The 24468-nt window shown below is 48.7% G+C and carries 20 protein-coding genes, 2 tRNA genes and 1 pseudogene; 7 read left to right on the top strand and 16 right to left on the bottom strand.

The window, feature by feature from the left end; translation table 11 throughout:
• Positions 1–695: 695 nt before the first annotated feature.
• Together uxuA and ACMA1I_RS18560 are read right to left on the bottom strand one after the other, a co-directional pair.
• The gene (gene uxuA, locus ACMA1I_RS18565) at positions 696–1868 is read right to left on the bottom strand and encodes a mannonate dehydratase (protein WP_337069932.1); all 1173 of its coding nucleotides are present in this window, start codon (positions 1866–1868) and stop codon (positions 696–698) included.
• 261 nt (positions 1869–2129) lie between these two features.
• Positions 2130–2951: an SDR family oxidoreductase gene (locus tag ACMA1I_RS18560; RefSeq protein WP_337069931.1), complete on the bottom strand. Its 822-nt coding sequence runs from the start codon at positions 2949–2951 to the stop codon at positions 2130–2132.
• 260 nt (positions 2952–3211) lie between these two features.
• Between ACMA1I_RS18560 and ACMA1I_RS18555 the strand changes: the two are divergent.
• The 4 genes and pseudogenes from ACMA1I_RS18555 to ACMA1I_RS18540 form a co-directional block, all read left to right on the top strand.
• Positions 3212–3670: pseudogene (locus ACMA1I_RS18555) on the top strand (catalase); the annotation flags it as partial.
• Positions 3671–3863: 193 nt separating this feature from the next.
• Positions 3864–4169 (top strand): metalloregulator ArsR/SmtB family transcription factor, encoded by a 306-nt coding sequence (locus ACMA1I_RS18550; protein WP_337069930.1) that lies wholly within the window; start codon positions 3864–3866, stop codon positions 4167–4169.
• A gap of 231 nt (positions 4170–4400) precedes the next feature.
• A tRNA-Arg gene (locus tag ACMA1I_RS18545) sits at positions 4401–4474 on the top strand.
• A 45-nt stretch (positions 4475–4519) separates the two neighbouring features.
• Positions 4520–4593 (top strand) — tRNA-Pro (locus tag ACMA1I_RS18540).
• Between the two features lie 228 nt (positions 4594–4821).
• Here the strand turns inward: ACMA1I_RS18540 and ACMA1I_RS18535 are convergent.
• Entirely contained in the window at positions 4822–5799 is a 978-nt protein-coding gene (locus ACMA1I_RS18535; RefSeq protein ID WP_337069929.1) for a GlxA family transcriptional regulator, read from the bottom strand.
• 332 nt (positions 5800–6131) lie between these two features.
• On the opposite strand from ACMA1I_RS18535, the gene ACMA1I_RS18530 reads away from it, so the two are divergent.
• From ACMA1I_RS18530 to ACMA1I_RS18520, 3 genes are all read left to right on the top strand, one after another.
• Positions 6132–6599 carry an SRPBCC domain-containing protein gene (locus tag ACMA1I_RS18530; RefSeq protein WP_337069928.1) on the top strand — a complete coding sequence of 156 codons (468 nt, stop codon included), beginning with the start codon at positions 6132–6134 and terminating at the stop codon, positions 6597–6599.
• Positions 6583–6816: a hypothetical protein gene (locus ACMA1I_RS18525; protein WP_337069927.1), complete on the top strand. Its 234-nt coding sequence runs from the start codon at positions 6583–6585 to the stop codon at positions 6814–6816. Before ACMA1I_RS18530 ends, ACMA1I_RS18525 begins: the two co-directional genes overlap by 17 nt.
• A gap of 410 nt (positions 6817–7226) precedes the next feature.
• A complete protein-coding gene (locus tag ACMA1I_RS18520; protein ID WP_337069926.1) occupies positions 7227–7679 on the top strand; it encodes a c-type cytochrome in 453 nt (150 codons plus the stop codon).
• A 63-nt stretch (positions 7680–7742) separates the two neighbouring features.
• Here the strand turns inward: ACMA1I_RS18520 and ACMA1I_RS18515 are convergent, their stop codons facing one another.
• The 13 genes from ACMA1I_RS18515 to nirB form a co-directional block, all read right to left on the bottom strand.
• Positions 7743–8312 (bottom strand): molybdenum cofactor guanylyltransferase, encoded by a 570-nt coding sequence (locus ACMA1I_RS18515; protein ID WP_337069925.1) that lies wholly within the window; start codon positions 8310–8312, stop codon positions 7743–7745.
• A 15-nt stretch (positions 8313–8327) separates the two neighbouring features.
• Positions 8328–8606 (bottom strand): SelT/SelW/SelH family protein, encoded by a 279-nt coding sequence (locus ACMA1I_RS18510; RefSeq protein ID WP_337069924.1) that lies wholly within the window; start codon positions 8604–8606, stop codon positions 8328–8330.
• Positions 8607–8754: 148 nt separating this feature from the next.
• Positions 8755–9228, bottom strand: coding sequence for a molybdenum cofactor biosynthesis protein MoaE (locus ACMA1I_RS18505; protein WP_337069923.1), 474 nt, complete (start codon positions 9226–9228; stop codon positions 8755–8757).
• A 112-nt stretch (positions 9229–9340) separates the two neighbouring features.
• Complete coding sequence (locus ACMA1I_RS18500) at positions 9341–9574, bottom strand: MoaD/ThiS family protein (protein ID WP_337069922.1); 234 nt, start codon at positions 9572–9574, stop codon at positions 9341–9343.
• 152 nt (positions 9575–9726) lie between these two features.
• Positions 9727–10677, bottom strand: a complete 951-nt coding sequence (locus ACMA1I_RS18495; RefSeq protein WP_337069921.1) for a GTP 3',8-cyclase MoaA — start codon at positions 10675–10677, stop codon at positions 9727–9729.
• Positions 10674–11411: a sulfite exporter TauE/SafE family protein gene (locus ACMA1I_RS18490; RefSeq protein WP_337069920.1), complete on the bottom strand. Its 738-nt coding sequence runs from the start codon at positions 11409–11411 to the stop codon at positions 10674–10676. The genes ACMA1I_RS18495 and ACMA1I_RS18490 overlap by 4 nt, the downstream gene beginning before the upstream one ends.
• Positions 11408–12901 (bottom strand): rubredoxin, encoded by a 1494-nt coding sequence (locus ACMA1I_RS18485; protein WP_337069919.1) that lies wholly within the window; start codon positions 12899–12901, stop codon positions 11408–11410. Before ACMA1I_RS18485 ends, ACMA1I_RS18490 begins: the two co-directional genes overlap by 4 nt.
• Positions 12902–13046: 145 nt before the next feature.
• A complete protein-coding gene (locus tag ACMA1I_RS18480; protein ID WP_337069918.1) occupies positions 13047–16571 on the bottom strand; it encodes a molybdopterin-dependent oxidoreductase in 3525 nt (1174 codons plus the stop codon).
• Positions 16572–16802: 231 nt separating this feature from the next.
• Positions 16803–18167 carry an MFS transporter gene (locus tag ACMA1I_RS18475; protein WP_337069917.1) on the bottom strand — a complete coding sequence of 455 codons (1365 nt, stop codon included), beginning with the start codon at positions 18165–18167 and terminating at the stop codon, positions 16803–16805.
• 199 nt (positions 18168–18366) lie between these two features.
• The gene (locus ACMA1I_RS18470) at positions 18367–19596 is read right to left on the bottom strand and encodes a molybdopterin molybdotransferase MoeA (protein WP_337069916.1); all 1230 of its coding nucleotides are present in this window, start codon (positions 19594–19596) and stop codon (positions 18367–18369) included.
• Complete coding sequence (moaCB, locus tag ACMA1I_RS18465; protein ID WP_337069915.1) at positions 19596–20546, bottom strand: bifunctional molybdenum cofactor biosynthesis protein MoaC/MoaB; 951 nt, start codon at positions 20544–20546, stop codon at positions 19596–19598. The genes ACMA1I_RS18470 and moaCB overlap by 1 nt, the downstream gene beginning before the upstream one ends.
• A gap of 64 nt (positions 20547–20610) precedes the next feature.
• A complete protein-coding gene (gene nirD / locus ACMA1I_RS18460) occupies positions 20611–20967 on the bottom strand; it encodes a nitrite reductase small subunit NirD (protein ID WP_337069914.1) in 357 nt (118 codons plus the stop codon).
• A gap of 388 nt (positions 20968–21355) precedes the next feature.
• The gene (nirB, locus tag ACMA1I_RS18455) at positions 21356–23860 is read right to left on the bottom strand and encodes a nitrite reductase large subunit NirB (RefSeq protein WP_337069913.1); all 2505 of its coding nucleotides are present in this window, start codon (positions 23858–23860) and stop codon (positions 21356–21358) included.
• Positions 23861–24468 lie beyond the last annotated feature (608 nt).

Genomic DNA, 24468 nt, shown 5'->3' with positions numbered 1-24468 from the left:
TGACTAGAAGAGTTTGGTGGTCATGATTGGCTGACCAACTAAGTGTAAGTTGGCGTGTGTAGCAAATAGCTTCGCCTTTAAAACAAGAACGGTCATTTTCGCTTTTAAATTATCTGGTAAGTTGAAGGAATAGTTGCATATGGCTACCGTTTCGATCACAATATGATCGCCACCATCTCTACAAGACCTACCATCTTACTTACTTCCTACAGCCATTGAACGGGATTACTTCTTCTAACGGAGTTTCTTTACAGGAGATGAAAAGAAAGGAGCAAATAGTAGCAACATCTATTTGATATGCGGTAGGATCAATCTTCGTTGCACATGCTTTCAATTGTATCCTCTTGGCCACGCAGTAGTCGCAAAGCTCAACCCAAGAGCCGATAAACCCTATTACAAAAGTAGGTTAATGTACCTCCGGAAGGAAGTTTTTATTAGAATAATTCGTTTTATGTGGTAAGATGCTACAGATTAAAAGGGACTCCCTCAGTTAGTTAGACACCTCTTCCTAAACCAACTCAACAAACAGGCACCACCAGGATTACTAAGTTTAAGGTTTTGTTGCCTCATGGTTCCTGCCAAGTGCTCTTCCAAAATAAAAATCAGAAAGGATGCTTACCAACTTCACTAACAGATCAGCAACAGTATTTCTAACTCTAATAATTATATTGGAAGAGCACGATCAGTTTTGACTTTTAAGCTTTTGCTAAAGAGCGCTCAATGCCCATTTCGAGGCCGCGCAATTCGGCCAGGCCGCGTAACCTGCCAATGGCAGAGTAGCCCGGGTTTGTCTTTTTGTGCAGGTCATCGAGCATCTGGTGGCCATGGTCGGGGCGCATGGGTATGCTGATGTTGCGCTTTTGCTGCAGCAGCACCAGTTCTTTCATTACAGCGTACATGTCTACATCGCCTTCCAGGTGGTTGGCCTCGTAAAAGTTGCCTTCTTCGTCGCGCTGGGTGCTACGCAGGTGCACAAAGTTTATTCTGTCGCCAAACTGCTTTACAATTCCCGGTAAGTCGTTATCGGCACGCACGCCAAAAGAGCCGGTGCAGAAACAAAGACCATTGTTGAGCGATGGAACGGCCTCTACCAAAGCGGCTACGTCTGCGGCAGTACTTACCACGCGCGGCAGGCCCAGGATCGCATACGGCGGGTCATCGGGGTGAATAACTAATTGCACACCGGCTTCGTCGGCCACCGGCACCACCTGCTGCAGAAAGTAAACCAGGTGCTGTCGCAGCTTACTAGCATCTATACCTTTGTAAGTATCTAATGCCTGCTGAAACTGCTCCAGCGTAAAACTCTCTTCGCTGCCAGGCAAGCCGGCAATGATGTTGCGTTGCAGCAACAGCTTCTCCTCTTCGCTCATGCTCTCGAAACGCTGTTTGGCTTTTTCCAGCTCCTGCGCACTATAATCCTGCTCTGCTCCCTGGCGCTGCAGCATCAGTACATCAAAAGCAACAAAAGCGGCTTTTTCAAAACGCAGCGCCTTCGACCCATCTTCTACAGTATAGCTCAGGTCGGTGCGAGTCCAGTCGAGCACGGGCATAAAGTTGTAGGTTACAATGCGGATATCGCATGCCGCCAGGTTCCGGATGGACTGCTTGTAGTTTTCGATGTATTGCTCAAATCCTGCTGCCTGAGTTTTAATGGCTTCGTGTACAGGCACGCTCTCCACTACACTCCAAACCAGGCCTTCCTGTTCAATAACCTCTTTGCGCTTCTGAATTTCCTCCACCGTCCAAACCTGCCCGTTCGGGATGTGGTGCAGGGCTGTAACTATGCCTGTAGCACCAGCCTGTTTAACATCCTGCAAAGAAACCGGGTCGTTTGGCCCGTACCATCTCCAGCTTTGTAATAACGACATATGTTTTATTTTTTGGGTTGAATCACTATTTAAGCTTCGCCTGCTAATCAAATGCTCAGCTAATTGAGATACTAAATATTAGACGCTTGATTCTAGATTTTTAACTAAAGATAAAAGCTTAATAATCTCTCATTCAATGTTTTTCCAGCTCCACAAGCTAAACATTTAACTATTCAGTTATTAACAACTAATAATCAAATTATTTAAATAAAAAGGTTCTTCCGGAGGATTTTTGCTGCTTTATTGACTAAGGTATGGTAATTACACCCCGCTGTATACATTAAAACCGCCATCCACTACTATAGTCTCTCCGGTTACAAATGCAGAGGCATCGCTGAGCAGGTAGATCAGAGTTCCCACTAACTCCTCTGGTGCACCGAAACGCTTAAAAGGGGTGTTGGCGATAAACTGCTCGGCTCTGTCGGTGTAGCTTTCGTCTTCGTTCATGAGCAGGCTGTAGTTTTGCTCTGTCAGAAAGACACCGGGTGCCAAGGCGTTTACTCTAATGCCACCGCCGTAGCGAAGACCCAGTTCCACTGCCATCCATTTGGTGTAGCCTTCTACGGCTGTTTTAGCCAGTGTATAGCCCATTACCCGTGTCAGGGGCCGCTGCGCCGTTAGCGAAGATATATTCACAATAGAACCCCGACCTTTCTCGGCTATCACTTTACCAAAAACATTAGTCGGAATAATGGTGCCGAACAAATTTAAGTCAACGGCCCTACGCGTATCGTTTATGTTGATGTCGAACAAGTCTTGATTTGGAGATACAGTGGCACCCGGCATGTTGCCTCCTGCCCCGTTCACCAACCCATCTATAGTGCCCCAGGTGGTTATAATATGGTCACAGGCTTCCTGCATCTGCTGCTCATCCAGCACATCGCCCAGCACGGCAATGGCCTCCCCTCCTGCTGCCTCTATAGCCTGCACCCGCTCCTCAGCCCGCTCCTGGTTACGCCCCAGCACCGCCACCTTTGCGCCAGCCTTGGCTACGGCTAAGCAAAAGGCCTCGCCTAGCACGCCAGTAGCACCGGTTATTACAATCACTTTATCTTTCAAAGAAAATAATTCTGTTCCTGCCATAATAATGTTATCTAAATAAGTATGGAAAAAGCATCTGCAAACGTTTGCATAAATGTAAAAGAATTATGCCAAGCTGCCTAATTTTTCTTAACGCATGTTCGTATTTTATTGATTCAGGCTGCTTTATACCAAATATTCTCTTGCCTTAACATAGTGAAATAGGTTAAAGCTATCGAATAATAAATTTTATCAATTTGATCTATATTGAATTTGGCTATACTTTTGATTCACAATCCTGATCACCCAAACAAAAAATAGCCATGAGCGAAAGCAAAAAAATCACCCGACTCACTACTGCCTCTGGCAGACCCTATTACGAGCACGAAAATAGTTTAACTGCCGGTCCGCGTGGCCCGGTGCTTCTCGAAGATTATATTTTACACGAGAAACTGGCTCACTTTAACCGCGAACGTAAACCCGAGCGTGTGGTGCATGCCAAAGGCAGCGGCGCTTATGGCACTTTTACCGTTACCCACGATATTACCCGCTACACACGCGCCAAAGTATTTAGCGAAATAGGTAAAGAAACCAGCGTATTTTTACGGTTCTCTACTGTAGGTGGCGAAAAAGGCAGTGCCGACAGTGAGCGTGATCCGCGCGGCTTTGCCTTGAAATTCTATACTGAAGATGGGAACTGGGACCTTGTAGGCAACAATACGCCTGTGTTTTTTGTGAAAGACCCAAAGAAGTTTCCTGATTTTATACACACGCAAAAACAATAGTAGTTTGTGTTTGTAAGAAGAAAGAGGTTGTTTCCGTAAGGAGGCAGCCTCTTTTTGTATCTGCGGTATTAGCCAGCCTGAAACAGGATCATGCGAAACCGGAACTTCTCCGATAGAATTGTTGTAATATAAAATATAAAACAACACTTGAACAGATGTTCATACGTAACTATAATAAACCCACCTTTGTATGACTACCTTAAAAGTAAGGGTTGACCAGAAGCGGTTGGAGCGGGCAGCATACGTGCTTAAGTGCGTGGCGCACCCGGTTCGGATCGGCATTATAGACTTGCTGGAACAGAAACAGCGTTTGTCGGTAGGTGAGTTGCAGGAAGCGCTTAAAATAGAACAGTCCCTTTTATCGCACCACCTTATAAACATGCGCGATAAGGGAGTGCTGCAGACACAGCGCGAAGGAAAGCACGTGTACTACTCCCTGCTAGATACAGGTATTGTACAGATTATCAGGTACATTAGCGGCAGCAAAACCATGTAGTTTGGGTATTTACGCCCTTTACGCCTTGCCTTACCAACCGCTGCCCTGCCCATAGCCAATTATTCTAATCAAAATAGCCTCCCGGAGGCAATTTGTTCTCTAATACCTTCAGGGCTATCAGATTAGCTAAAGACTAACCAGCATTATGCTGGCAGCGCTTATTTATCTTATTTTATTTTCCTCAAGAAATTTCGTTTTATCAACTTAGTTCCTATTTTTGCACTCACTAATGCACTCGTAGTTCAACTGGATAGAATATCGGATTTCGGCTCCGAGGGTTAGGGGTTCGAATCCTCTCGAGTGCACAGAAAATAGAAGCCTTACAGCAATGTAGGGCTTTTACTTTCGATCGGGGTGTAGCGTAGCCTGGTATCGCGCCAGCATGGGGTGCTGGAGGTCGCAGGTTCAAATCCTGCCACTCCGACTTAAGCGAAAAAGCCAGCCAATCAAATTTGATTGGCTGGCTTTTTCGCTTAAGTAAAAATTAGAAATTGAAAATTATAGTCTAAAGCCTTATTGGGTAAAATCAAGGAATTGCCTGCACGCCCTGTAGCTGCATATACGTTTCAGAGCGGACAGAAGCCGCAGAATAGTCGTCACGAGTGAGGACGCTGGAGCCTACTAATTTTGAATTTGGCGCAGCCTCAGCAACCTACGCAGCCTCTTTGCTGTACTTGTTCCGGTAGTCGATAGGAGTCATGCCGGTGTATTTGCGGAACACATCCCGGAAAGCTTTGGTGTCGGAGTAGCAGGTGTCGTACATCACTTCGCTAATCGTTTTCCGGCCCGACTCCAGCTGCTTTTTAGCCGCCTCTATTTTTACCCGCTGCAGGTACTCTACTACGGTGTTGCCGGTTGCTTTTTTGAATCTGCGTTCAAAGCTCCTGCGCCCTACACCAATCATATCTGCCAACTCATCCACCGTAATTCTTTCCTGGTAGTGCTGCTCCATAAACTCCTGCGCCTGCTTCACCGCTTCGTCCGAATGGTCTTTTTGCCCTCTGAAAATGATGAAGGGCGATTGGCTGTTCCGTTCTATGTCAATCTCAAAAATCTTGGAGGCCAGCACCGCCATTTCCCGCCCTGCAAATTTCTCGAGGAGGTAAAGGTTTAGGTTCAGCGATGAATAAGCGCCACCACTGGTATACAATCCCTGCTCGTCTGTAATAATTTTGTCGTCTACCAGATTCACGTCGGGGAACATGCTACGGAACTCTGCGGCTGCCAGCCAGTGGGTGGCGCAGCTTTTTCCGGTGAGCAAACCGGTGCTGGCCAGCAAAAATGCGCCGATGCAAAGGCTGGCAATTTCCGCACCCTGCCGGTATTGCTGCTGTAGCCAGGGCAACAGGTCTTGGTTATTTGCTATTACCTGTTTCATATCGCCGTGCACGGCCGGTATCACAACAAGGTCTGCTTTTGCCACATCTGCTATGGTCACGTTTGGGCTGATGCTGAACATGCCGTTGCTTAGGCGGCTTGTGAGGCTGGCTCCCACTAGTTGCACCTTAAACAAGGGCTGCTTTCCTGCCTTCTCCAGGAAGCCGTTGGTCATGGAGAACATTTTATAGGTTGCCTCCAGGTTGCTCAGGCTGGAGTCCCCTTCCGGAATAAGTAAAGCCACGTGTTTCATAGGCTAAAAATAGGCAAAGGCTTTGTCGCGATCAACCCCTTAGATTGTCGCAGTTGCACACCTTCTAAATCAAAAATACAAGCTAAGTTTGTTACACTGATTCGCTGGCAACCTTGCTGCTCTAAGTCACCCCCCCTTAGCCTTTGGAGATCGAAAATGCCGCCAGAAGGCCATTTTGATTTGAATAATTTGGCTAAGGCAGCAAGGAGACAAGGCGAGAATTAGAAACTGCAGTTCTCCTCTTTTCACTAATTAACTTCTGCCTAATGAAGTTCTGCCAACTAACATTAATTCTCTAAAACTATACAAGAACCATTTAAACTAATACAGCTATGGAAATGCAACAAATAAGATTATCCACAGAAATTAATGCTACAAAAGAAAAGGTATGGGATGTATTGCTCAGCGACGCCACCTACCGTGCCTGGACCTCGGTTTTCGAAGAAGGATCTTATGCTGAAACCGATTGGAAAGAAGGAAGTAAAGCCTTGTTTTTAACCCCGGAAGGCAGCGGCATGGTTAGCAGAATCAAACTGCATAAACCTAACGATGTAATTACCATAGAGCACCTGGGCATGGTTAAAGATGGCGAAGAAATTTATGATAGTGAGGAAATGAAAAGCTGGCAAGGATCAACAGAAACCTACCGGGTGCGCTCCCTAAACGGAAAAACTGAACTAACCATAGAGCAGGACTCTGCTGAAAAGCACTATGAGTGGTTAAGCAAAACCTGGGAGCAAGCACTGCAAAAGGTAAAAGAACTTGCCGAAACTGATAACAAGCATGGTAGAAGTCTTTAAAACGAATGTAACAGGTAAAAAGAAAGCCAATAGGCTCCTCCACCAGATCCATAAAACCTTTGAAGCCTATCAGGCCAATTTCGACCTGGAAGACTGCGATAAAATACTACGGGTCGAATGTGCTGAAACACCAGTACAGCCTTCCCTGCTGATAGAGCTACTACAACATCATGGGTTCAGCGCCGAAGTTCTGCCCGATGATCTGGAAGTCTGTTGAATTCTCCTGCCAGGCAGGATGAAGCGCACACATGCCAGAAGCAGAAGTGCTGCATCAGAGCTCTTGACTATGAATGGCTAACTCCTAAACCTTTCAACACCTCTTATAAAAGGCTGGCTTTAAGTTAAAATTTCTGTCATAAAAACGGCCTTCCGGAGCTCAGATTTAGCTTTGGAAGGCCGTTTTTATGACAGAAAGGGACAGGTATTACCTGGCAATTCTTAGAGCAAATTGCAGCAGAGGCACCTCCTTACGTTTAGAAAAACTTACCACAAACAGCATTTTAATTAAATAATATCTATATTCCTGCGTAAAAGGCAGGCAAGGCTATCAGGCTTAATCTGTCCAGCAAATATGGCCTAGCCTATTGCGCTTAGAAGTTTCTAAACGAATATAAATTAAACTGAATCATGAAAAAAGTGCTTTTAACTTTCTCTTGCGGTGCGTTTTTGTTTGCATGCAGTAACTCATCGTCGGAGTATGCCGAACATTACGAAAGCAAAGACAGAGACACCACTGCAGCTATAACCACTAACACGGCAACTCCCACTGACGGAACAGAAATCGCCACAGACACCACAACTCCGGCACTGGCCGATGGAAATTACGAAAAGGGAGGCAAACTAATAGCACAATCAGACTGCATGGCCTGCCACCAGGAAAAAACCAAGGTAGTAGGACCGGCTTATGTAGATGTGGCCAAAAAGTATGAATTTAACGACAAAAATGTAGATTACCTGGCTGGTAAAATAATTCAAGGCGGTGCAGGTGTATGGGGCCAGGTGCCTATGTCGCCACACCCAAATGTTAGCAAAGCAGATGCCTCTGAAATGGCTAAATATATTCTGTCGCTAAGAAAATAGTACGTAATGATACTGGACACAAGACACAGGATTTAGAGTAAGTTCTGCGGCTTGTGTCTCTTTTTAAATGCTGTTATAGTTTTGAAAGCTTTGCTGATGCAGTAGTGGCAGGCGCTTGGCCTTGCCACCATCCAGCACATAGCGCATACTGTTTTTCAGCAGTTGCCCTGTCTTGAGCTTTTGCACAACTGCCGCTAAGCCTGCCGCTGTGTAAATAGCGCCAAAAGGCTCCGCAAACTCCCCCTGCTGGTACACATAAAAATCGTGACCGGGCTCCTGCTCATACGCCATCACCAGCTCCTGCAGTGTAGCAGGTTCCATATCGATCATATCGCAGGCGAGGAGCAGCAAGTTATCAGTCGGGTACTGCTGGTGCACGCTCAAAATACCTTTCAACGGTCCTTCCAACCCTATGCCTGCTTCATCGATTACCAGCTCCGGAAGGGCAAAATGATTAGCATAATTTGCTACCTGGGTAAAATTAACAGAAACCACCACCGGCACCGACAGTTGTTCCAGCTTGCTGGCTACAAGTTTGGCCCAGATGGTATCCCCTCTCTTCAACAGCCCTTTGTCGGAGCCCATGCGGGTACTCTGGCCACCACACAACACTACACCTACCAGGTTCTTCATTCTTGAGAAGGGCAGTTATTTTTTGTCGGAGTGGCCGAGGCTTTTTTCCGGGCTTACCTTGTCGCGCACCAGTTGCTTCAGCTCTTTTATTTCCGGGAAACGGCCTTCACGCTTACGGTCGAACAGCTCCTCCTTGTTTACCCGGATGGTATAGCGCCCGCTCACCTCGCTGGGCTGCAGCAGCACGCCCTGCAGCTCATCGCTAAAGGTTGTCAGCAGTTCCTGTGCCATGTACGCCGCCCGCAGCATCCAGCCACATTTCGGGCAATATTCTATGGTAACAACTGGTTTCATGGTAGGCTTCGCCAAATTAAAAATGAGAAATTAAAAAATTATGGTGGCGCGTGTGGTTTCACCTTTGGAGACTATTTAGCCAAGATTGCTGCTTAGTTAAAATCAATCCTCATGACGCTGAATTCTAATTTAATAATGTACTAGCAGCTTATTTCTTCATTTCATCAAACTCGTACACATGCTTGTTGGCATCGCCGGTTATATCGTGGCAATTGCAGTTGCCGCCCCACTTTTTGGTGCCGTCGGTAAAATACTCGCATTTCCAGATCGGCACCTCATGCTTTACCCGGTCTATGATGTAGCGGTTGGCGGCATAGGCCTCGCTACGGTGCGGAGAAGCTGTAATCACTACCACCGCCGATTCGCCTACGGCCACTTTACCAGTACGGTGCTGCGCCACGGCAATATTCAATGGCCACTTCTGCTTCGCCTCCTCCACAATAGCTGCTATCATCTTCGCCGCCATTGACTCGTGCGCTTCATAATCCAGGAAAGCCACGTCTCTGCCTAGGTTATTGTCGCGCACTTCACCACTAAACAGCACAATAGCGCCTGCCTTCGGATGGTGGGCAGCAGCCAAAAGGCCAACTACATCAAGGGGGGTATCTGAAAGGTAAATCATGAGCTAGTTAAGTTTGGATCAGGGGAGTTGAAGGTGGTAAGTTAAAATGGCTTGCTGGATTCAAGTATCTCAGATAGACTTGAGCATAAACAACATAATTAATATTCCGATATCACCCTCCGCTACTAGGCGGTATCACACAAACCGTGTCAGTCTCTTTCAGCTGAAAGCTCTGGTCCACAAATTCGTCACCCACGGCAAAACGGCATATCTTGAGCATATTTCCGGCAGCTCCGTTCAGCTCCAACAGGTGCTGTTTCAGCGCTTCCACATCCTGCACGTTACCTGCTACTTCAAACTCCTTCTCGAAATAATCTTTCAGTGCTGCAAATACCTGTACTTTCATCTTTTATAGTTCGTGTGATAATCTTTAGAGAGATGCAATTATGAAAAACCTGATTATATATATTATGTCATTTTGACCTTGCCGAAGAATCTATTTAATATCGTCTTATACTTACTAGTTCCCTCGGCACACTCGGGATGACCGTACAAACACTAGCCGCCAATATGCAGCATGCTCAGCTCACTACCGGTAAACTTTGTATCCTGCTTTTGCCACATGGCCTGTTGCAGTTTGCTTTGCAGCACCTGCTTATCCTGTACCTCGTTTATAGAAACGGGGTGGTTGCTGCTGAGGCAGCCGTAGATATTGCCCTGAGCATCGAGGCGGAGGCGGTTGCAGTCCTGGCAGAAAGGCTCGCTCTCATTGGCCACTATGCCGAATACCTTCCCCTCCAGTGTCTGCCAGTAATTGGCGGTGGAACCGGGTTTGCGGAGCAGTTTAAAGAACTCGAATTCTGCATCAATGGCTGCCAGGATATCGTCCTGCGAAAACAGGTACTGGTTTGCGTGCTGGTGCAGGTGCCCCATGGCCATTACTTCCAGAAACCGAATAGCAATATCATTCTCAAATGCATAACGCAACAGCGGCAGTACCTGGCAATCGTTCATCCCTTTCAGAATTACGGCATTCAGTTTTACCTCCAGCCCACAGGCCAGGGCTGTTTCGATGCCCTTCAGCACGCGGTGCACCTGCTGCCGCTTGGTCATTTTAAAAAACACCTCCTCCTCCACCGCATCCAGCGACACGTTAACCGACTGCAGTCCTGCCTCCTGTAGCATAGGTGCCACACGGTCAAGCAGAAAAGCGTTTGTGGTTATCTTGATATTCGGAATTCCAATATTTTTCACGCCGGCAATTACTTCTGTCAGCTCCCGGTAGAGTAAGGGCTCTCCTCCGGTAAAGCGAATGGTTTCGAGGTTGAGTTGCTGATGGAGCTGCTCTATCTGTTGCAAAAAAACAGAAGCTGGTGTTTGGGTTTTTTTATCTACATTAATGGTGGGGTCGCCCATGGTACAGTACACGCACCCTAAATTACAGGTGCTCAGTAAGCTTACCCGTAAGGTTTTAAAGGTCCTGTTGTATCTGTCGTTCAACTCCATCATTGCATAAAAAATATAAGTTTAACCGAGGCTAAGGCCAGCACGGCCGTAAGCAAATAGCGCACCGTTGCCTGTGCAAACCGCTGGCTCCCGAAATAAGCACCTGCTGTTCCCCCAACTACAGCCGCCGTAAACCAAATGTACGAAGAATTGCTGATAGCATAGTCTGTGAAGGAACTCCCCAAAAGCCCCGCCAGCGAATTGAAGAATATAAAAAGACTAGATACGGCGGCAGCTTGCTTGGCGTTGGCCCATGCCAGTATAACCAACAAAGGGCTCAAAAAGATTCCGCCCCCAATGTTGAGCAATCCCGACAAAAAACCAATAACGATGCCCCACAGCAAGGCCGTGACCAGATTCAGCTCCTGCTGCTCCTGTTTTTCTTTCGGGCCTAAACCAAGTAACCGAATAACGGGCAGTAACAGCGCCAGGCCGAGCAGCATATTAAAGTTACCTTCGGGCAGCGTGACCCGTGAGCCAAAAAAAGCAAGCGGAATGGAGGTAATAAGAAAGGGCCAGAGCAACTTCCATTTAAAGTAGCCTGCTCTGTAGAACTGGTAAAATCCTACCCCGGCCACCACCATGTTCAGGACCAGGATCATAGGTTTATAAGCCACTACAGGCACCGCAAAAATAGAGAGCACCGCCAGATAACCACTCGCCCCGCCATGCCCCACCGAGGCATACAGGAAACCAACTATCAGTAACGAAATGGCTATAAGCAGATCTGGACTCATTCAGTTTGTATGGGTTGCGGCGTTTCTATCAGTTTAAAATCTTCTTTGGGTGCCTCGCAGGTCGGGCAGCAGTACGTCTCCAGTTTTTCGAAAGGAGTACCAACGGCTATTTCGTTTACAGCATCCCCATAGGTTTCGTCGTAAATTGTAAAGCAGTTACGGCATTGGTAAACCTTCGGTTTTTCAGGCTCTGCTGCTTCAGTAAGCACTTCGTTTTCGAGGTAGACCGCATTAGCCATCAAGTCCGGCTCACTCTGCAGCTCATAGTAATAGTTACACAACTCTATTATGAAGTTACTAAGTTCAGGCCGGCGCACATCTTTCCTAAAACTAATAAAATCTTTTGAATTCGGGTTAAAATCGCGTGTGTAAAGAATCTCAAACCGCTCGTCGGCCAGTACAACGCCATCGGTAATATCCTGCTGCGTCCGGATAACGATGGAGCCAAACAAACCCGTTTTAGGTTGTGTTTTAATGGCAAAGCAAAGCCTAAAAGTTCGAACATCTTCCTCGTTCAGCTTCCGCACCAGTTCGTTTTTCAATTCCAGGCCGTAAGCGCATTGGTCCTCTACCTGCCAGTTCAGCTCGTTGGAAGCATGCCGCACGTTAATGCGGTACTTGCAAAGCACAGCGTCCCACAGGTTCCGGTCAGCCGCGTCTATACCTTTTACAATTAGCGATTTCCAGGGGGTAGTATAGAGCTGCCCCACGCGGGTTTTCATGCAGACTTTGCAGAGGTCTTTCAGGAAGGCTACTTTAAACAGCTCATCGCGGCGGTAAATGCCCAGCCATAGTTTGTTGCTCCCGTAGCGGTTAAAGCCTTCGTAGTAAGAGAGCGTAAACTCCGGTAGTTTAAGCGCCTTGGTAATGGGCTGAATCACAAAATCGCCCACTGCATTCACCATGCCGTGCAGCAGGTTTCCATCTATAGCAGGACGGTCATAAAAAAGCTCCGGACTGGCAAAAATGGTGCGTTCTATAACGCTGCTCAGGTCAGCAATATCTTCGGAATATACGAGCGTTGGCCACTGGTAAATAACATTTGTTTTAGGGAAACGGATGTACAGGTACCAGTAGTTGCTGGTGTCGGAGGCAATAAAGTTGAGGTTGCCGGTAAAAAAAGGGAAAAAGGTCTGGTCGTTGTCCACCAGGTTTATCTTGAGCTGCGGCCGATAATCGAACAGGTCGAGTATATCTTTGTACACCCCTTCGCGCAACCAATCGGGGTGGTAAATAACTTCCTCAATTGCGTAGGAACTGATGATGTTCGGATGCGCATCTGCATTCAGCTCATACATGATGTCGGCCAAGAAAAGATCCTGCTTCAGCACCGGGAGCTTGTCTTCTGCCACTGAAAAAAACAGCTGTTGCCTATTGCCGAACCGCACATTCTCCACACCTGCCTTTTCAGCGGCTGTCAGTACTTCAAACAGGTCTCCGGCAGCTACAATGCCACCTGGCAGGTTTATTTTGATGGTATGTGATTTCATTTTAGAATGAGAGAATGAGTGAGTTTTTCGTCTGAATCACAGATTACCTGGATTGATGGATTTCATGGATTATATAAGCACATTTTAAAATCCGTAAAATCAGAGTCCTCCTTTTAATCCATGATCTTGATTAATCCAGTTTCTGCTACACCAGCACCTTGCTTTCCAGCACCTCTAGCTGCAGTTGCTCGTCCAGAATGGCTTTAACTTCTGGCCGGCAGGAGCCGCAGCCTGTGCCGGCACCGGTGCTGGCGCAAAGCTCTTTAAAGTCGGTACAGCCGCTGGCTATTTTGTTCCGAATGTTGTCGGCGCCCACGTTGTTGCAGCTGCACACCAGCTTGCCCAGCACTGGCTCGGCTTTGCTGCCACTGCGCAGGAGTTGCAAGCGCTTGTCGCTCAGCTCTATCTTGTTCGAGATCAGCTCCCGAAACTCCTGGAACTCGCTCTTATCGCCGATCAGGATGGTGCCTACCAGGCGGTCCTGGTGGATGATGCATTTTTTGTAGTAGCGCTTCGCCTTGTCGATGAACACGATCTCTTCGTAGTCCTCGCTGGGGCACTCCGGCAGGCCTATGCTGCAGAGGTCGAAGCCGTGAATCTTGATAATGTTCATAAAGGTGCTGCCCTGGTAGTGGCTGGCTATGTCTCCGTTCAGGTACTGCGCTACCACCTCGGCCTGCTGCTCGGCTGCTGCCGTGATACCGTATAGAATGCCTTCAAACTCGGCAATTTCGCCAATGGCAAAAATGTCTGGATCGCTGGTTTGCAGGCGCTCGTTTACCAGCACGCCACGTTTGCAGTCAAGGCCGCAGTCGCGGGCAAGCTCCAGATTGGGTACCGTACCAATGGCAATGATCATGGCATCGCAGTCTATGCGGCGACCACTTTTCAGCCCAACGCCTGTCAACTTAGAGCGACCGTAGTAGAGCTGCACCTCATCGTTGTAATAAATATCGCAACCCTGGTCTTCCATCTCCTCATGCAATAGCTGGCTACCGAGCGGGTCGAGCTGACGGTCGAGGAAGCGGGACACCCGTTGGATGATGGTGATTTTCACACCGATCTCCCGCAGCGAGGCCGCCATTTCCAGCCCCAGCAAGCCACCGCCTACAATTACCACATGGCCATCTTTCGGTACATGGTTTTTAAAGTTGTCGGCATCTGTGCGGCTGCGCATGGTAAAAATACCCGGCAAAGACGGCACTTGCTTCGGCACGGCAGCACGGCTACCCGTTGCCATCAGCAGCACATCGTAGTCTTTTCTGTTGCCCCTGGAGTCGATCACGCACTTTTCTTCGCGATTCACCTTCTCCACGCTCACCCCCCGCAGCAGGTTTATGTTGTAGGCAGGCTCTTCCGCGTCTTTCATTTTCACGAGCTGCTCCCACTGTTGCTGACCGCTAATGTAGTCGGGCAGCATCACGCGGTTGTAGAACGGAAAATCCTCCTTACTGTAGATCGTGATCTCATCGTCCGGGTTAATCTCACGGTAAGATTTCACGAAACCATAGGCGCCTGCCCCGGCTCCTACCACTACAATGCGCTGGAACGGCTTCTTGTATTTTTCCACCCGCACGGCACAGAACTTAAAGTCAGGCTCTTTCGAAATCGGGTCCAGCACGTCGCTCGTCACGTTGTTGGCGCGGTTCAGGTCGTTGCCCAGAATCTTGCCCCAGTGCATTGGCAGAAATACTACGCCTTGTTTTATGTTGGCTGTTAGCCTTGCTTTTACCCGCACGTCTCCCCTCCTGGAGGCTACCACCACCACATCGCCTTCTGCAATTTTTAGCACGTCGGCATCGGCGGGGTGAATCTCGAGGTAAGCCTGCGAAATGTGTTTTTTGAGCTTGTTCACTTTCCCGGTTTTGCTCATGGTGTGCCACTGGTCGCGAATCCGGCCTGTGGTTAGAATAAGCGGAAAATCCTCGTCTGGCATTTCGCTTCTGAAAGCAACAGGAACCGGATGAATAACAGCTTTGGCAGATGGTGTGTAGAACACGTTATCGGTAAACAGGCGTGGCGTACCCTCTCCTGTCTCACCGAATTTGTAAGGCCATTGCACACTGCGCTTTTGCTGCAGCAGCTCATAGCTCAGGCCCGTAATATCGATATTAGTGCCAGCCGTTAGCTGCGCGTGCTCCTGGTAAATTTCAGAGGCATTTTTGAAATTAAATCCACGGTAACCCATTTTCTGGGCAAAGCGGCAAATGATTTCTGCGTCTGGCAATGCCTCACCTGGCGCATCTATCACCTTTGCCAGATGGCTGATCCGGCGCTCCGAGTTGGTCATAGTTCCTTCTTTCTCTGCCCAGGCGGCAGCAGGCAGCACCACATCAGCATATGTCAGCGTTTCAGGTTTATTGCTGGCATCCTGTACCACCACAAATTTTGCCTTCTTCAGTCCTTCCTCCGCCTGCCGCACATTCGGCAGGCTGGTGAGGGGGTTGGTGCAGATAATCCAGACAGCTTTCAAGCGGCCGTCGTTCAGAGCCTCAAACATTTCGGTGGCTGTTAGGCCGGGTTTTTCTGAGATCGTGGTGCCGCCCCAGAACTTCTGTACCTCCTCGCGGTGCACCGGGTTGTTGAGGTTACGGTGGGCAGCCAACAGATTCGACAAGCCTCCTACCTCACGGCCTCCCATAGCGTTAGGCTGACCAGTAAGCGAGAAAGGTCCGGCACCTGGTTTGCCGATTTGCCCGGTGATCAGGTTGAGGTTAAGCAGGCTCAGGTTTTTGTCTACACCCACCGCACTCTGGTTCAGACCCATGGTCCACATCGAGATAAAACCTTTGGCATTCCCAATATAAGTGGCAGCCAACCGTATATCTTCTTCGCGCACACCACATATTTCAGCAGCTTCTGCTAAGGAACGCTCAAATACGACTTCTTTATACGCCTCAAAACCTTCGGTATGGTTCTGAATAAAGTTAAGATCTATGTCGCCGTTCTCGATCAACACACGACCAATGGCGTGGTTCAGGATCACGTCTGTGCCCGGCTTTAGCTGCAGGTGCAGGTCGGCAATAGCTGCGCTGTCCGTAACGCGTGGGTCTACTACAATGATCTTTACTCCGGGGTTAGCGGCTTTATGCGCCTCCACCCTTCGCCACAGAATCGGGTGACACCAGGCAGGGTTGGCGCCGGTTACGTAGAAGCAGTCGGCGAGCTCAATATCATCGTAGCTTACCGGCACACTGTCTTCGCCGAGGGCCATTTTATAGCCTGCCACCGCGCTGCTCATGCAAAGCCTGGAGTTGGTGTCGATGTTGTTGCTGCCGATAAAGCCCTTGATCAGTTTGTTTACGACGTAATACTCTTCCGTCAGACACTGACCTGAAACATAAAAAGCAACTGAATCCGGGCCGTATTTCTGGATAAAGGTTTTGAAAACGGCAGCGGTCCGCTGCAGGGCCTCCTCCCAGCTTACGCGCTGCATAGGCATGCTTTTGCTGTAGCGCATCTGCGGGTACATCAGGCGGTCGCTTTTATCGTTAACGGTGTACTGCAGGTTCAGGCCTTTGCTGCACAACATGCCTTTGTTTACCGGATAATCGGCGTCGCCCTCCACGGTAACCGTACCGTTTTTTTCTTTAGAAACCCTTACGCCACAACCAACACCACAGTAGCAGCAGGTGCTGGCAAATTTATCCTTATGTAGTTCGGTCGTCATTTTGTCTGAACCTTGGTTTTAGCTAATCTATAGTTGGGTTGAAATAACACCTGCCTTGTTTTTGGAAGCTCCGCACGCTGCGGGGGTTTACTGTTGCATCCTTTAAAACCCTTGGCAGAAATTGGGCAAAAAAGCTTCGGAAGGCCATTTTCATTAGAATAATTACTGACCACTGCCGATACTGCAGACGCTCGCAGGTCTGCAAGACGCTGCGAAGTCTAGGTACACTGCCTATCTTGCTTCTTCGAGTTTATAAGCTGTGGCTGGAACGGCTTGTCCGTTTTTCTCGGCCAGCAGCTGGTGCATTTCTTCTCTGGCTTCTTTTTCCATGGCGGGAGAGAAACGGATCAGCAGGGCCAGGACCGAGGTGCCTGCCACTACCAAACCAATGATGAACAGTGCTTCTGGGTACGACAGATTATCCACCTTAAAGAGGAAACCTGCTGCTACCGCACCGGCATTACCGCCGGCACCTACTATACCCGACACAGCGCCCATGGCTTTTTTGTTGATAAATGGCACCACAGAGAAAGTAGCGCCTTCCGACATCTGCACGAAAAGGCTGAACACGATCATGACAATAATAGAAAGCGGCAACACCGTCATCTGCGAGAAAGCGATCAGGGCAAGTCCTTCTATAAAGATAACTGCACCCAGGAACCACACCCGACCAGAGAGTCCGTAGCGGATACCGGCTTTATCGCCGAAGAAGCCACCCAGCGTACGGGCAAATATGTTCATCAGCCCAAACAAGCCTGCTATCAGACCGGCTGTGCCTAAATCCAGCTCAAAGAAGTCGTGGTAGTAGATGGCGGCGATGTTGTTGATAGTAAGCTCTATGCCGAAGCAGGCACCGTAGAGCACAAACAGCACCCACACGCGGTAGTCGGCAGCGGCTTTCCAGAACGGTACAGTATCTTTCTTCTTTTTGGCAGCCGCTACATCCGATAATTCAGAGATGTTGCCAGCCGGGGAATCTTTGGTAAAGTTGTAGTATAGAATAGCGCAAATAACCATGGCCACACCTGGCACCACCATAGCATAACGCCATGCCTGCGAATCTAGAAAGCCTAGGCCAACAAAGGCGGCAAAAATAAGCGGCATCACCATTTGTGTAACGCCTCCACCCAGGTTACCCCAGCCGGCTGTGGTGGCATTGGCTGTACCAACCACGTTGGGTGCAAACATTACAGTAGTGTGGTACTGCGTAATCACAAAAGATGCTCCGATTACACCAATTGCCAACCTGAAGATCAGGAAGGACTCGTAGCTGTTGCTGAAGCCGATAAACATAACTGGAAGTGCACCCAACATAAGCAGCGCAGTGTAGCTGATGCGTGGACCAATTTTATCGCAAAGCCAGCCAATAACCAAACGGGCTATAATGGTAATGGCCACCGAAGAAATAATAATGTTGCCGATCTGGTCTTTAGTCAGATCAAGTTCTTCGCGGACTACTGCCATAAGCGGCGCAATTCCAAACCACCCAAAGAAACAGAGAAAAAACGCCAGCCATGATAAGTGGAACGTGCGCATCTGAATAGACTTCAGGCTTAATAGCTTTATGGAGGTTGCTTTTCCGTTTGATGCCTTCATGTTTAATAGTTTAGAGGTTAGATATTAGAAGCTAAATTATTTTGGCTGGTGCGCGCTTGCAGCTCGTACCTTGTATTTTCCAAAGCAAGACCGGAAGCACGAGCTACAGGCTCACACTAGCGGTTCCTTTTTTGTTTCTTTCTCTTCTATCCTGTCCACAAGCAGCGCTGAAGGCGAAGGCTGCTGTGGCAACCTCTGCTTACAGCAAGCTATTGCTGAAGGAGATGAAATCGATGGACTGCCCCAGTTCGAGCACCTGCTGCTCCGCCGGTTGTACTCCCAGCCCGTGGGCCGTGAGCCCGGCGCGGATGTCGCCGGAGCCGTTGAACGTGAGCGGCTGCAGGGCAGCAGTTTCTTTATCTAGTTTTACAGCGAAGAACTCAGTTAGCTGGTGCTTCTTGGTTCGAGCTTGCTGTAGTTTGTATTTGTAAACTGGTCCGCTCTGGAAGCCGAAACAGTTGTAGAGATAATATTCGATAAACAAGGTAAAGGTAACGAGGCAGGAAAACGGGTTGCCAGGTAACGCGAACACAATGCCTCCGCCTGGCAGCTTTCCGCAGAAAACAGGCTTCCCGGGCCTGATGGCTACTTTGTGGAACAGCTTTTCTATTCCTAACTCCTGCAGTACCTGCGGTACATAGTCGGCATCTCCTGCTGATACGCCTCCACTCATAATAATAATATCATGCTCCAGCGCCTTTTGCAGCGTCTCCCGCAAGGCCTCTTTTGTATCGGGGATATGCTGGTACACATCCGGCTTCAGCTTCCACTTTCGGAGCAGCGACTGCAGCAGGTGCCGGTTGCTGTTCCTGATTTGAATAGGTGAAACGGCCGCGTCTATAGGCTTTACCTCATCTCCTGTTGTAAACAGGGCAATGCGTGGCAGCTTCTCCACCAGCACACTTGCCTGCCCCACGGCCGCAAGCGAGTTTATGACAGACGGATTGATCAGGACAGGAACTGCGACAAGTATTTCCTCTTTTTGCACATCCTCCCCCTGTCGGGCTATGTTCTGATAAGGAGCCACTGCATCAAGTAAAATTTCTACAGCGCCCTCTCCTTCCGTAGTGTCTTCTCTCCGAATAACAGCATCGGCCGAGGGTGGCACGGCAGCTCCTGTCATAATTTTATAAGCTGAACCGGGCTGCAGTTCCTGCTGGTGCGCCTGCCCTGCAAAAATGGTTTCCTGCACCGGGTAGCTTCGCTGCCCTTGCTCCCAATCCGCTGTTTTGATGGCAAACCCATCTACAGCGGAGCGATTGAAAGGCGGATAATCGCGGTCGGCTCGTATAGCTGTGGCCAGCACTCTGCCGTCTGCCTCGTCGAGCGCCACCTGCTCCTGCCCAAACGATTTTGCCTGGGCTTTTACCAGTTGCTGCGCCTCTGCTATGGACATTAACGCTGATGCGGCGGTTGCTTTCTGCGCCATTAGTGCCCGCCTCCTTTCATCATTTTGCGTGCATGAAACACGGCTGGCAAAATGGCTTCTAAGGACTCTCTGGCGCCGTTGGTGCTACCTGGCAGCGTTACAATAAGCGTCTCTCCTATGGCTCCGGCTACACCTCTGCTCATCATGGCAAGCGGAGTACGGAGCTGACCGTGAGCCCGCATAGCTTCTGCGATGCCTTCTGCTTCGCGTTCCAATATCTCTTCCACAGCAGCCACGGTGTTATCGCGAGGGCCTAGGCCGGTGCCGCCGGTGGTGAAGATAAAATGCACGTCTTCGGCCACCCAGGCTTTTATTTGTTCCTGTATCTGCTCCCGGTCATCGGGCAGGATAGCGTAATGCTTTACATTGGCCTTTACCTCTTCCAGCATCTGCTTTATCAGCGTGCCGCTTCCGTCTTCGCGGGTGCCGGCAGCTGTGGAGTCGGAGCAGACGAGCACAGCGCAGGTTGGCGGCGTAGAGAAGAACTTTTTGCGGTCGCTTTTGCCGCCTTTCTTCTCCAGCAGCTTAATGTGGCCGATTTCCAGCTGCGTATCTACCGGCTTCAACATGTCGTAAATTTCGAGGGCTGCCACCGATACGGCAGTGAGCATTTCCATCTCAATGCCCGTGCGCCCAATCGACTTGGCCTCACCGGTTATCACGATGCCTGACCGCTGAAAAACAGCTTCTGGGAATTGCCCCTCGTGCTGCTCCTGCTCCAGGAACTCAAACTCTATCTGCATGCCGTCAATACCCACTGGGTGGCAGTGCGGCAATAACTGTGGGGTGGCTTTGGCGCCTAAAAAGCCAGCGGCTCTGGCTACATCGAACAGGTTTCCTTTGGGGAGCTGGTCGCTTTTAATGGTTTCAATGGTTTCGGGGGTGCAAAAAATCACGGCTACAGCCCGGGCTGTCCGAAGTGTAATTTGCTTGTGTGTTATATCGCGCATGCAGATTTATTTAGTTGTTAAAAGCTCAAATAATCTGCTTTTTCCGGATAAAACAAGAAATTCCTTATTCTATTCCGAGGTAGACCATGCCTGCCTCTACTTTTACCGGGTAAGTTATCAGCTTATACTCCTCACCAGAAAGGCATTCTCCTGAAATAAGTGAAAAGGCTTTTTTATGGAATGGGCAGGCTACTTTAGGCTCGCAGGTGTCGCCGGTGCTCCCAATCATGCCGCGCGACAACACCATTTGCTGCTTGTGCGGGCACAGGTTCTGCGTGGCATACCACTCGCCACGGCGGGCAAAGTTATAGATGGCTATTTGCTCGTCTTTGTATTTCACACAGGCGCCACCGTTTTGCGGCACATCTTCTGTTTTACAAACCATTACCCATTTTACGGCTTCTGCAACTTGAATTTCCATGACGTTTGAGTTTTGAGTGAGTGAATGTTGATGGTGGGTGTAGCAGCAGCAATTAGCTGATTTGTTTTACCCTCATCTATCTCTACATTTCTAATTATGAATTTCTAATTTCTTATTTGGCGCTGCCGATCAATTATTGTAATGAAACTGGCCTTCCGGAGGCTTTTTGACCTACTTGTTGCCAAGGGTACCTCAGGCTTACCACCGCTGGTGCGAGCTTGTAGCTCGTACTGCTTTTTCTCTTCAGGTGGGTATGAAAGTACGAGCTACAAGCTCGCACCAATAAAAGTTTTTTGGTCATTCATTTAACAATCAGCAACCAAATTCTTCTAGTAAAAATGGCCTTCTGAAGAGTTTTTGCTTGATTTTGGCTTAGGGCTACGCAGCCCTACCATTCTTTTGCTTTCACCTGCTCGCGCATGGTGTCGAACTGCACGTAAGGGTCTTTCTCTTCCGGGGCGTTTACAAAGTGGTTGAACTGCTTTCTCAGCTCCGGGTTCTCCACTACTTCTTTCCACTCGCAGTGGTAGTTGTTGATCAGCGCCTGCATTTCCTCTTCCAGCTGCTCGTTTATGCCGAGGCTGTCGTTTATGACTACATTTTTGAGGTAGCTCAGGCCGCCTTCCATTTTGTTGAGCCAGGTGGCGGTACGGGTAAGGGGGTCGGCTGTTTTGATGTAGAACATCAGGAACCGGTCGAGGTATTTAATGCAGGTTTCTTTGTCTACATCGGTGGCCAGCAGCAGTGCGTGCTGTGGCTTAGAACCACCGTTTCCGCAAACGTACAGATTCCAGCCTTTTTCGGTGGCTATGATTCCGAAATCTTTAGATTGTGCCTCCGCACACTCTCTGATACAGCCACTTACACCGCCTTTAAACTTGTGCGGTGCGCGTACGCCTTTATATCGGTCCTCTACCTCAATGGCGAAGGATACACTGTCTTGTAAACCAAAGCGGCACCAGGTGCTGCCTACGCAACTTTTCACGGTTCTAAGCGCTTTGCCGTAGGCGTGCCCGCTCTCGAAACCGGCCTCTATCAGCTTCTCCCATATCTCTGGCAAGTCGGTTACGTGCGCCCCAAAAAGGTCGATGCGCTGGCCGCCGGTGATCTTCGTATACAGCCCGTATTCTTTGGCAACCTGCCCGATTACGATCAGTTTATCTGGTGTTATTTCACCTCCCGGAATACGGGGAACCACGGAGTAGGTACCGCCTTTCTGGATATTGGCCAGGTAGCGGTCATTGCTATCCTGTATGGTGTGCTGCTTCACAATCACATCGTTCCAGAGGCTGGCGAGCACGCTTGCCACCACCGGCTTGCATACTTCGCAACCATCGCCTTTACCAAAAGTATCCAAGGCTTCGTCGTAGGTTCGGACGTTGTTGATCTTCATCAGGTCGAACAGCTCCTGGCGGGAATGGTCGAAATGCTCGCACACCACATTCTTGATGTACTGGCCGTTTTCCTTCATTGTGCCCGTGATCAGGTCTTTCACGAGCGGCACGCAACCACCGCAGCCTGTACCGGCTTTGTTGCATTTCTTCATGCCTTCCACAGAGGTAATTCCCTGCTCGTTTACCGCAGAACAGATATCGCCTTTGGTTATGGCTTCGCAGGAGCAGATCAGGGCATCGTCCGGCAGACTCATGACACCGGCTCCTGAACTGGCCTCCCCTCCTCTTGCTCCCAGTATCAGGTCTTCGGGGTTTGGAGGCAGCACCAGTTTATTGTTAACTGTCTGCAACAGCATGTTGTAAGCTTCTGCATCGCCAACGAGCACTCCGCCCAATAGGTACTTGCCGTCGTTGCTGATGTTGATGCGTTTGTAAACACCTTTGTTCGCATCTTCAAACACGATAGACCTGCCATCTGGCTCAGCCACAAACGGGTCGCCGAAGCTCGCTACATCCACACCAATCAGTTTCAGCTTGGTGCTCATGTCGAAACCATAGAACCCTTTGTCGCCGCCGCTAATCTGTGTAGCCACTACTTCTGCCATTTCGTAACCAGGTGCTACCAGGCCATAGATCATGCCTTCGTGCAGGGCACACTCACCTATCGCAAAAATGCTTTCGTCGCTGGTTTGCATTTTATCATTCACCACAACGCCTCCACGTAGTCCTACTTCCAGACCAGCCAGTTTAGCCAGCTCGTCGCGCGGACGGATACCGGCTGAGATCACCAGCATATCTACTTCCAGCGCTGTTTCATCTGCAAACTCCAGGGCTGTAATTTTTCCGTTGCCCGCTATGTTGGTGGTGCTTTTGCTCAGGTGCATCTGCAGCCCCAGTGCCTCCAGCTTAGTTTGCAGCGTCTTGCTACCAGCCGAGTCCACTTGCCGCGGCATCAGGCGAGGTGCAAATTCTATTACGTGCGTTTCTTCAATTCCTAAATCAATTAGTGCCTTGGCAGCTTCCAGACCCAAAAGTCCACCACCCATCACAGCTCCTTTACGGCAGGTATGTGCATACTGCTGTATCAACTCCAGATCTTCTATGGTTCGGTATACAAACACACCATCTTTCTCCACACCGGGTATGTTCGGCACAAAGGCACCCGAACCAGTAGCCAACACCAGGTAATCGTATGGCTGCACAAGACCTCTCGACGAGTGGATGGTTTTCTCCTGGCGATTGATTTCAGTAACCGGGTCGCCTAGATGCAACGTGATGTTGTGGTTGCGATACCAGTCTTCCGGCGACATAGACAGATCTTCAGCCGACTTGCCGCTAAAGAACTCACTCAGGTGCACCCTGTCGTATGCGCGGCGTGGTTCTTCACCAAAAACAACAACCTGAAAGGCATTTGACTTTGCCATAAGTTTCTCGCAGAACTTATAACCGACCATACCATTTCCGATGACTACCACTGTTGGGAAAGAATGCTGTGACATAAAATTAAATGTTAAGTGTTGTGGCTTTGTTAAACTGGAAGCTAAATCTCTAATATTCTGGCAAAGGATTATCAAGAATACCTCAATTGACAATTCTTGTAATTTTTAAGGTGTAATTAAATTTTCATCAACCTACAAGCAACTTGTTTGAAAATTTATCAACCTACCAAACTAATCCTTATTATTATCTTAAATCCTGTTTACCTGTACTGTTTTAGCCTTTACAGACCCTAAGTTTAGGACTTTTATAAGCTAACAGGTATAAGCAAAAGAGAATACCTACCTAGTTATTTATATACCCCTTTTCGGAATATGTTTTAAAATTAATCATTATACCTTAAAAAACAATAGGTGTCTAAATAATTTTTTGGTATTTATGAGTAATTATACCTAATTTCATAGGGGGTACATCTAAATTTTAATAATTTTTAATTTTTATAACTTTGCAGATAACACCTGTTTCAAACTAAAAACTTAGAAAAAAGCTGGTGTCAGCAGCAAAAGCAAGGACTTATCACCTGAATCCTGAAAAAAGAGGTCTGTTTTTTCAGGAACTATTATTTCTTGGAGGTGGGAGTATAAAAAACTTACTAATGGAACCGAGGGGT

The sequence above is a fragment of the Pontibacter sp. 13R65 genome (assembly GCF_047525655.1).
GTDB lineage: Bacteria > Bacteroidota > Bacteroidia > Cytophagales > Hymenobacteraceae > Pontibacter.
Note: the sequence above shows the minus strand (reverse complement) of the source record. Positions and strands in the feature narration are given on the sequence as shown.

Bases quoted from the DNA above. Each gene is read 5' to 3' on its own strand.
- uxuA (WP_337069932.1), bottom strand. From the start codon at position 1,868: ATGTCGTTATTACAAAGCTGGAGATGGTACGGGCCAAACGACCCGGTT.
- ACMA1I_RS18560 (WP_337069931.1), bottom strand. From the start codon at position 2,951: ATGGCAGGAACAGAATTATTTTCTTTGAAAGATAAAGTGATTGTAATA.
- ACMA1I_RS18550 (WP_337069930.1), top strand. From the start codon at position 3,864: ATGACTACCTTAAAAGTAAGGGTTGACCAGAAGCGGTTGGAGCGGGCA.
- ACMA1I_RS18535 (WP_337069929.1), bottom strand. From the start codon at position 5,799: ATGAAACACGTGGCTTTACTTATTCCGGAAGGGGACTCCAGCCTGAGC.
- ACMA1I_RS18530 (WP_337069928.1), top strand. From the start codon at position 6,132: ATGGAAATGCAACAAATAAGATTATCCACAGAAATTAATGCTACAAAA.
- ACMA1I_RS18525 (WP_337069927.1), top strand. From the start codon at position 6,583: ATGGTAGAAGTCTTTAAAACGAATGTAACAGGTAAAAAGAAAGCCAAT.
- ACMA1I_RS18520 (WP_337069926.1), top strand. From the start codon at position 7,227: ATGAAAAAAGTGCTTTTAACTTTCTCTTGCGGTGCGTTTTTGTTTGCA.
- ACMA1I_RS18515 (WP_337069925.1), bottom strand. From the start codon at position 8,312: ATGAAGAACCTGGTAGGTGTAGTGTTGTGTGGTGGCCAGAGTACCCGC.
- ACMA1I_RS18510 (WP_337069924.1), bottom strand. From the start codon at position 8,606: ATGAAACCAGTTGTTACCATAGAATATTGCCCGAAATGTGGCTGGATG.
- ACMA1I_RS18505 (WP_337069923.1), bottom strand. From the start codon at position 9,228: ATGATTTACCTTTCAGATACCCCCCTTGATGTAGTTGGCCTTTTGGCT.
- ACMA1I_RS18500 (WP_337069922.1), bottom strand. From the start codon at position 9,574: ATGAAAGTACAGGTATTTGCAGCACTGAAAGATTATTTCGAGAAGGAG.
- ACMA1I_RS18495 (WP_337069921.1), bottom strand. From the start codon at position 10,677: ATGATGGAGTTGAACGACAGATACAACAGGACCTTTAAAACCTTACGG.
- ACMA1I_RS18490 (WP_337069920.1), bottom strand. From the start codon at position 11,411: ATGAGTCCAGATCTGCTTATAGCCATTTCGTTACTGATAGTTGGTTTC.
- ACMA1I_RS18485 (WP_337069919.1), bottom strand. From the start codon at position 12,901: ATGAAATCACATACCATCAAAATAAACCTGCCAGGTGGCATTGTAGCT.
- ACMA1I_RS18480 (WP_337069918.1), bottom strand. From the start codon at position 16,571: ATGACGACCGAACTACATAAGGATAAATTTGCCAGCACCTGCTGCTAC.
- ACMA1I_RS18475 (WP_337069917.1), bottom strand. From the start codon at position 18,167: ATGAAGGCATCAAACGGAAAAGCAACCTCCATAAAGCTATTAAGCCTG.
- ACMA1I_RS18470 (WP_337069916.1), bottom strand. From the start codon at position 19,596: ATGGCGCAGAAAGCAACCGCCGCATCAGCGTTAATGTCCATAGCAGAG.
- moaCB (WP_337069915.1), bottom strand. From the start codon at position 20,546: ATGCGCGATATAACACACAAGCAAATTACACTTCGGACAGCCCGGGCT.
- nirD (WP_337069914.1), bottom strand. From the start codon at position 20,967: ATGGAAATTCAAGTTGCAGAAGCCGTAAAATGGGTAATGGTTTGTAAA.
- nirB (WP_337069913.1), bottom strand. From the start codon at position 23,860: ATGTCACAGCATTCTTTCCCAACAGTGGTAGTCATCGGAAATGGTATG.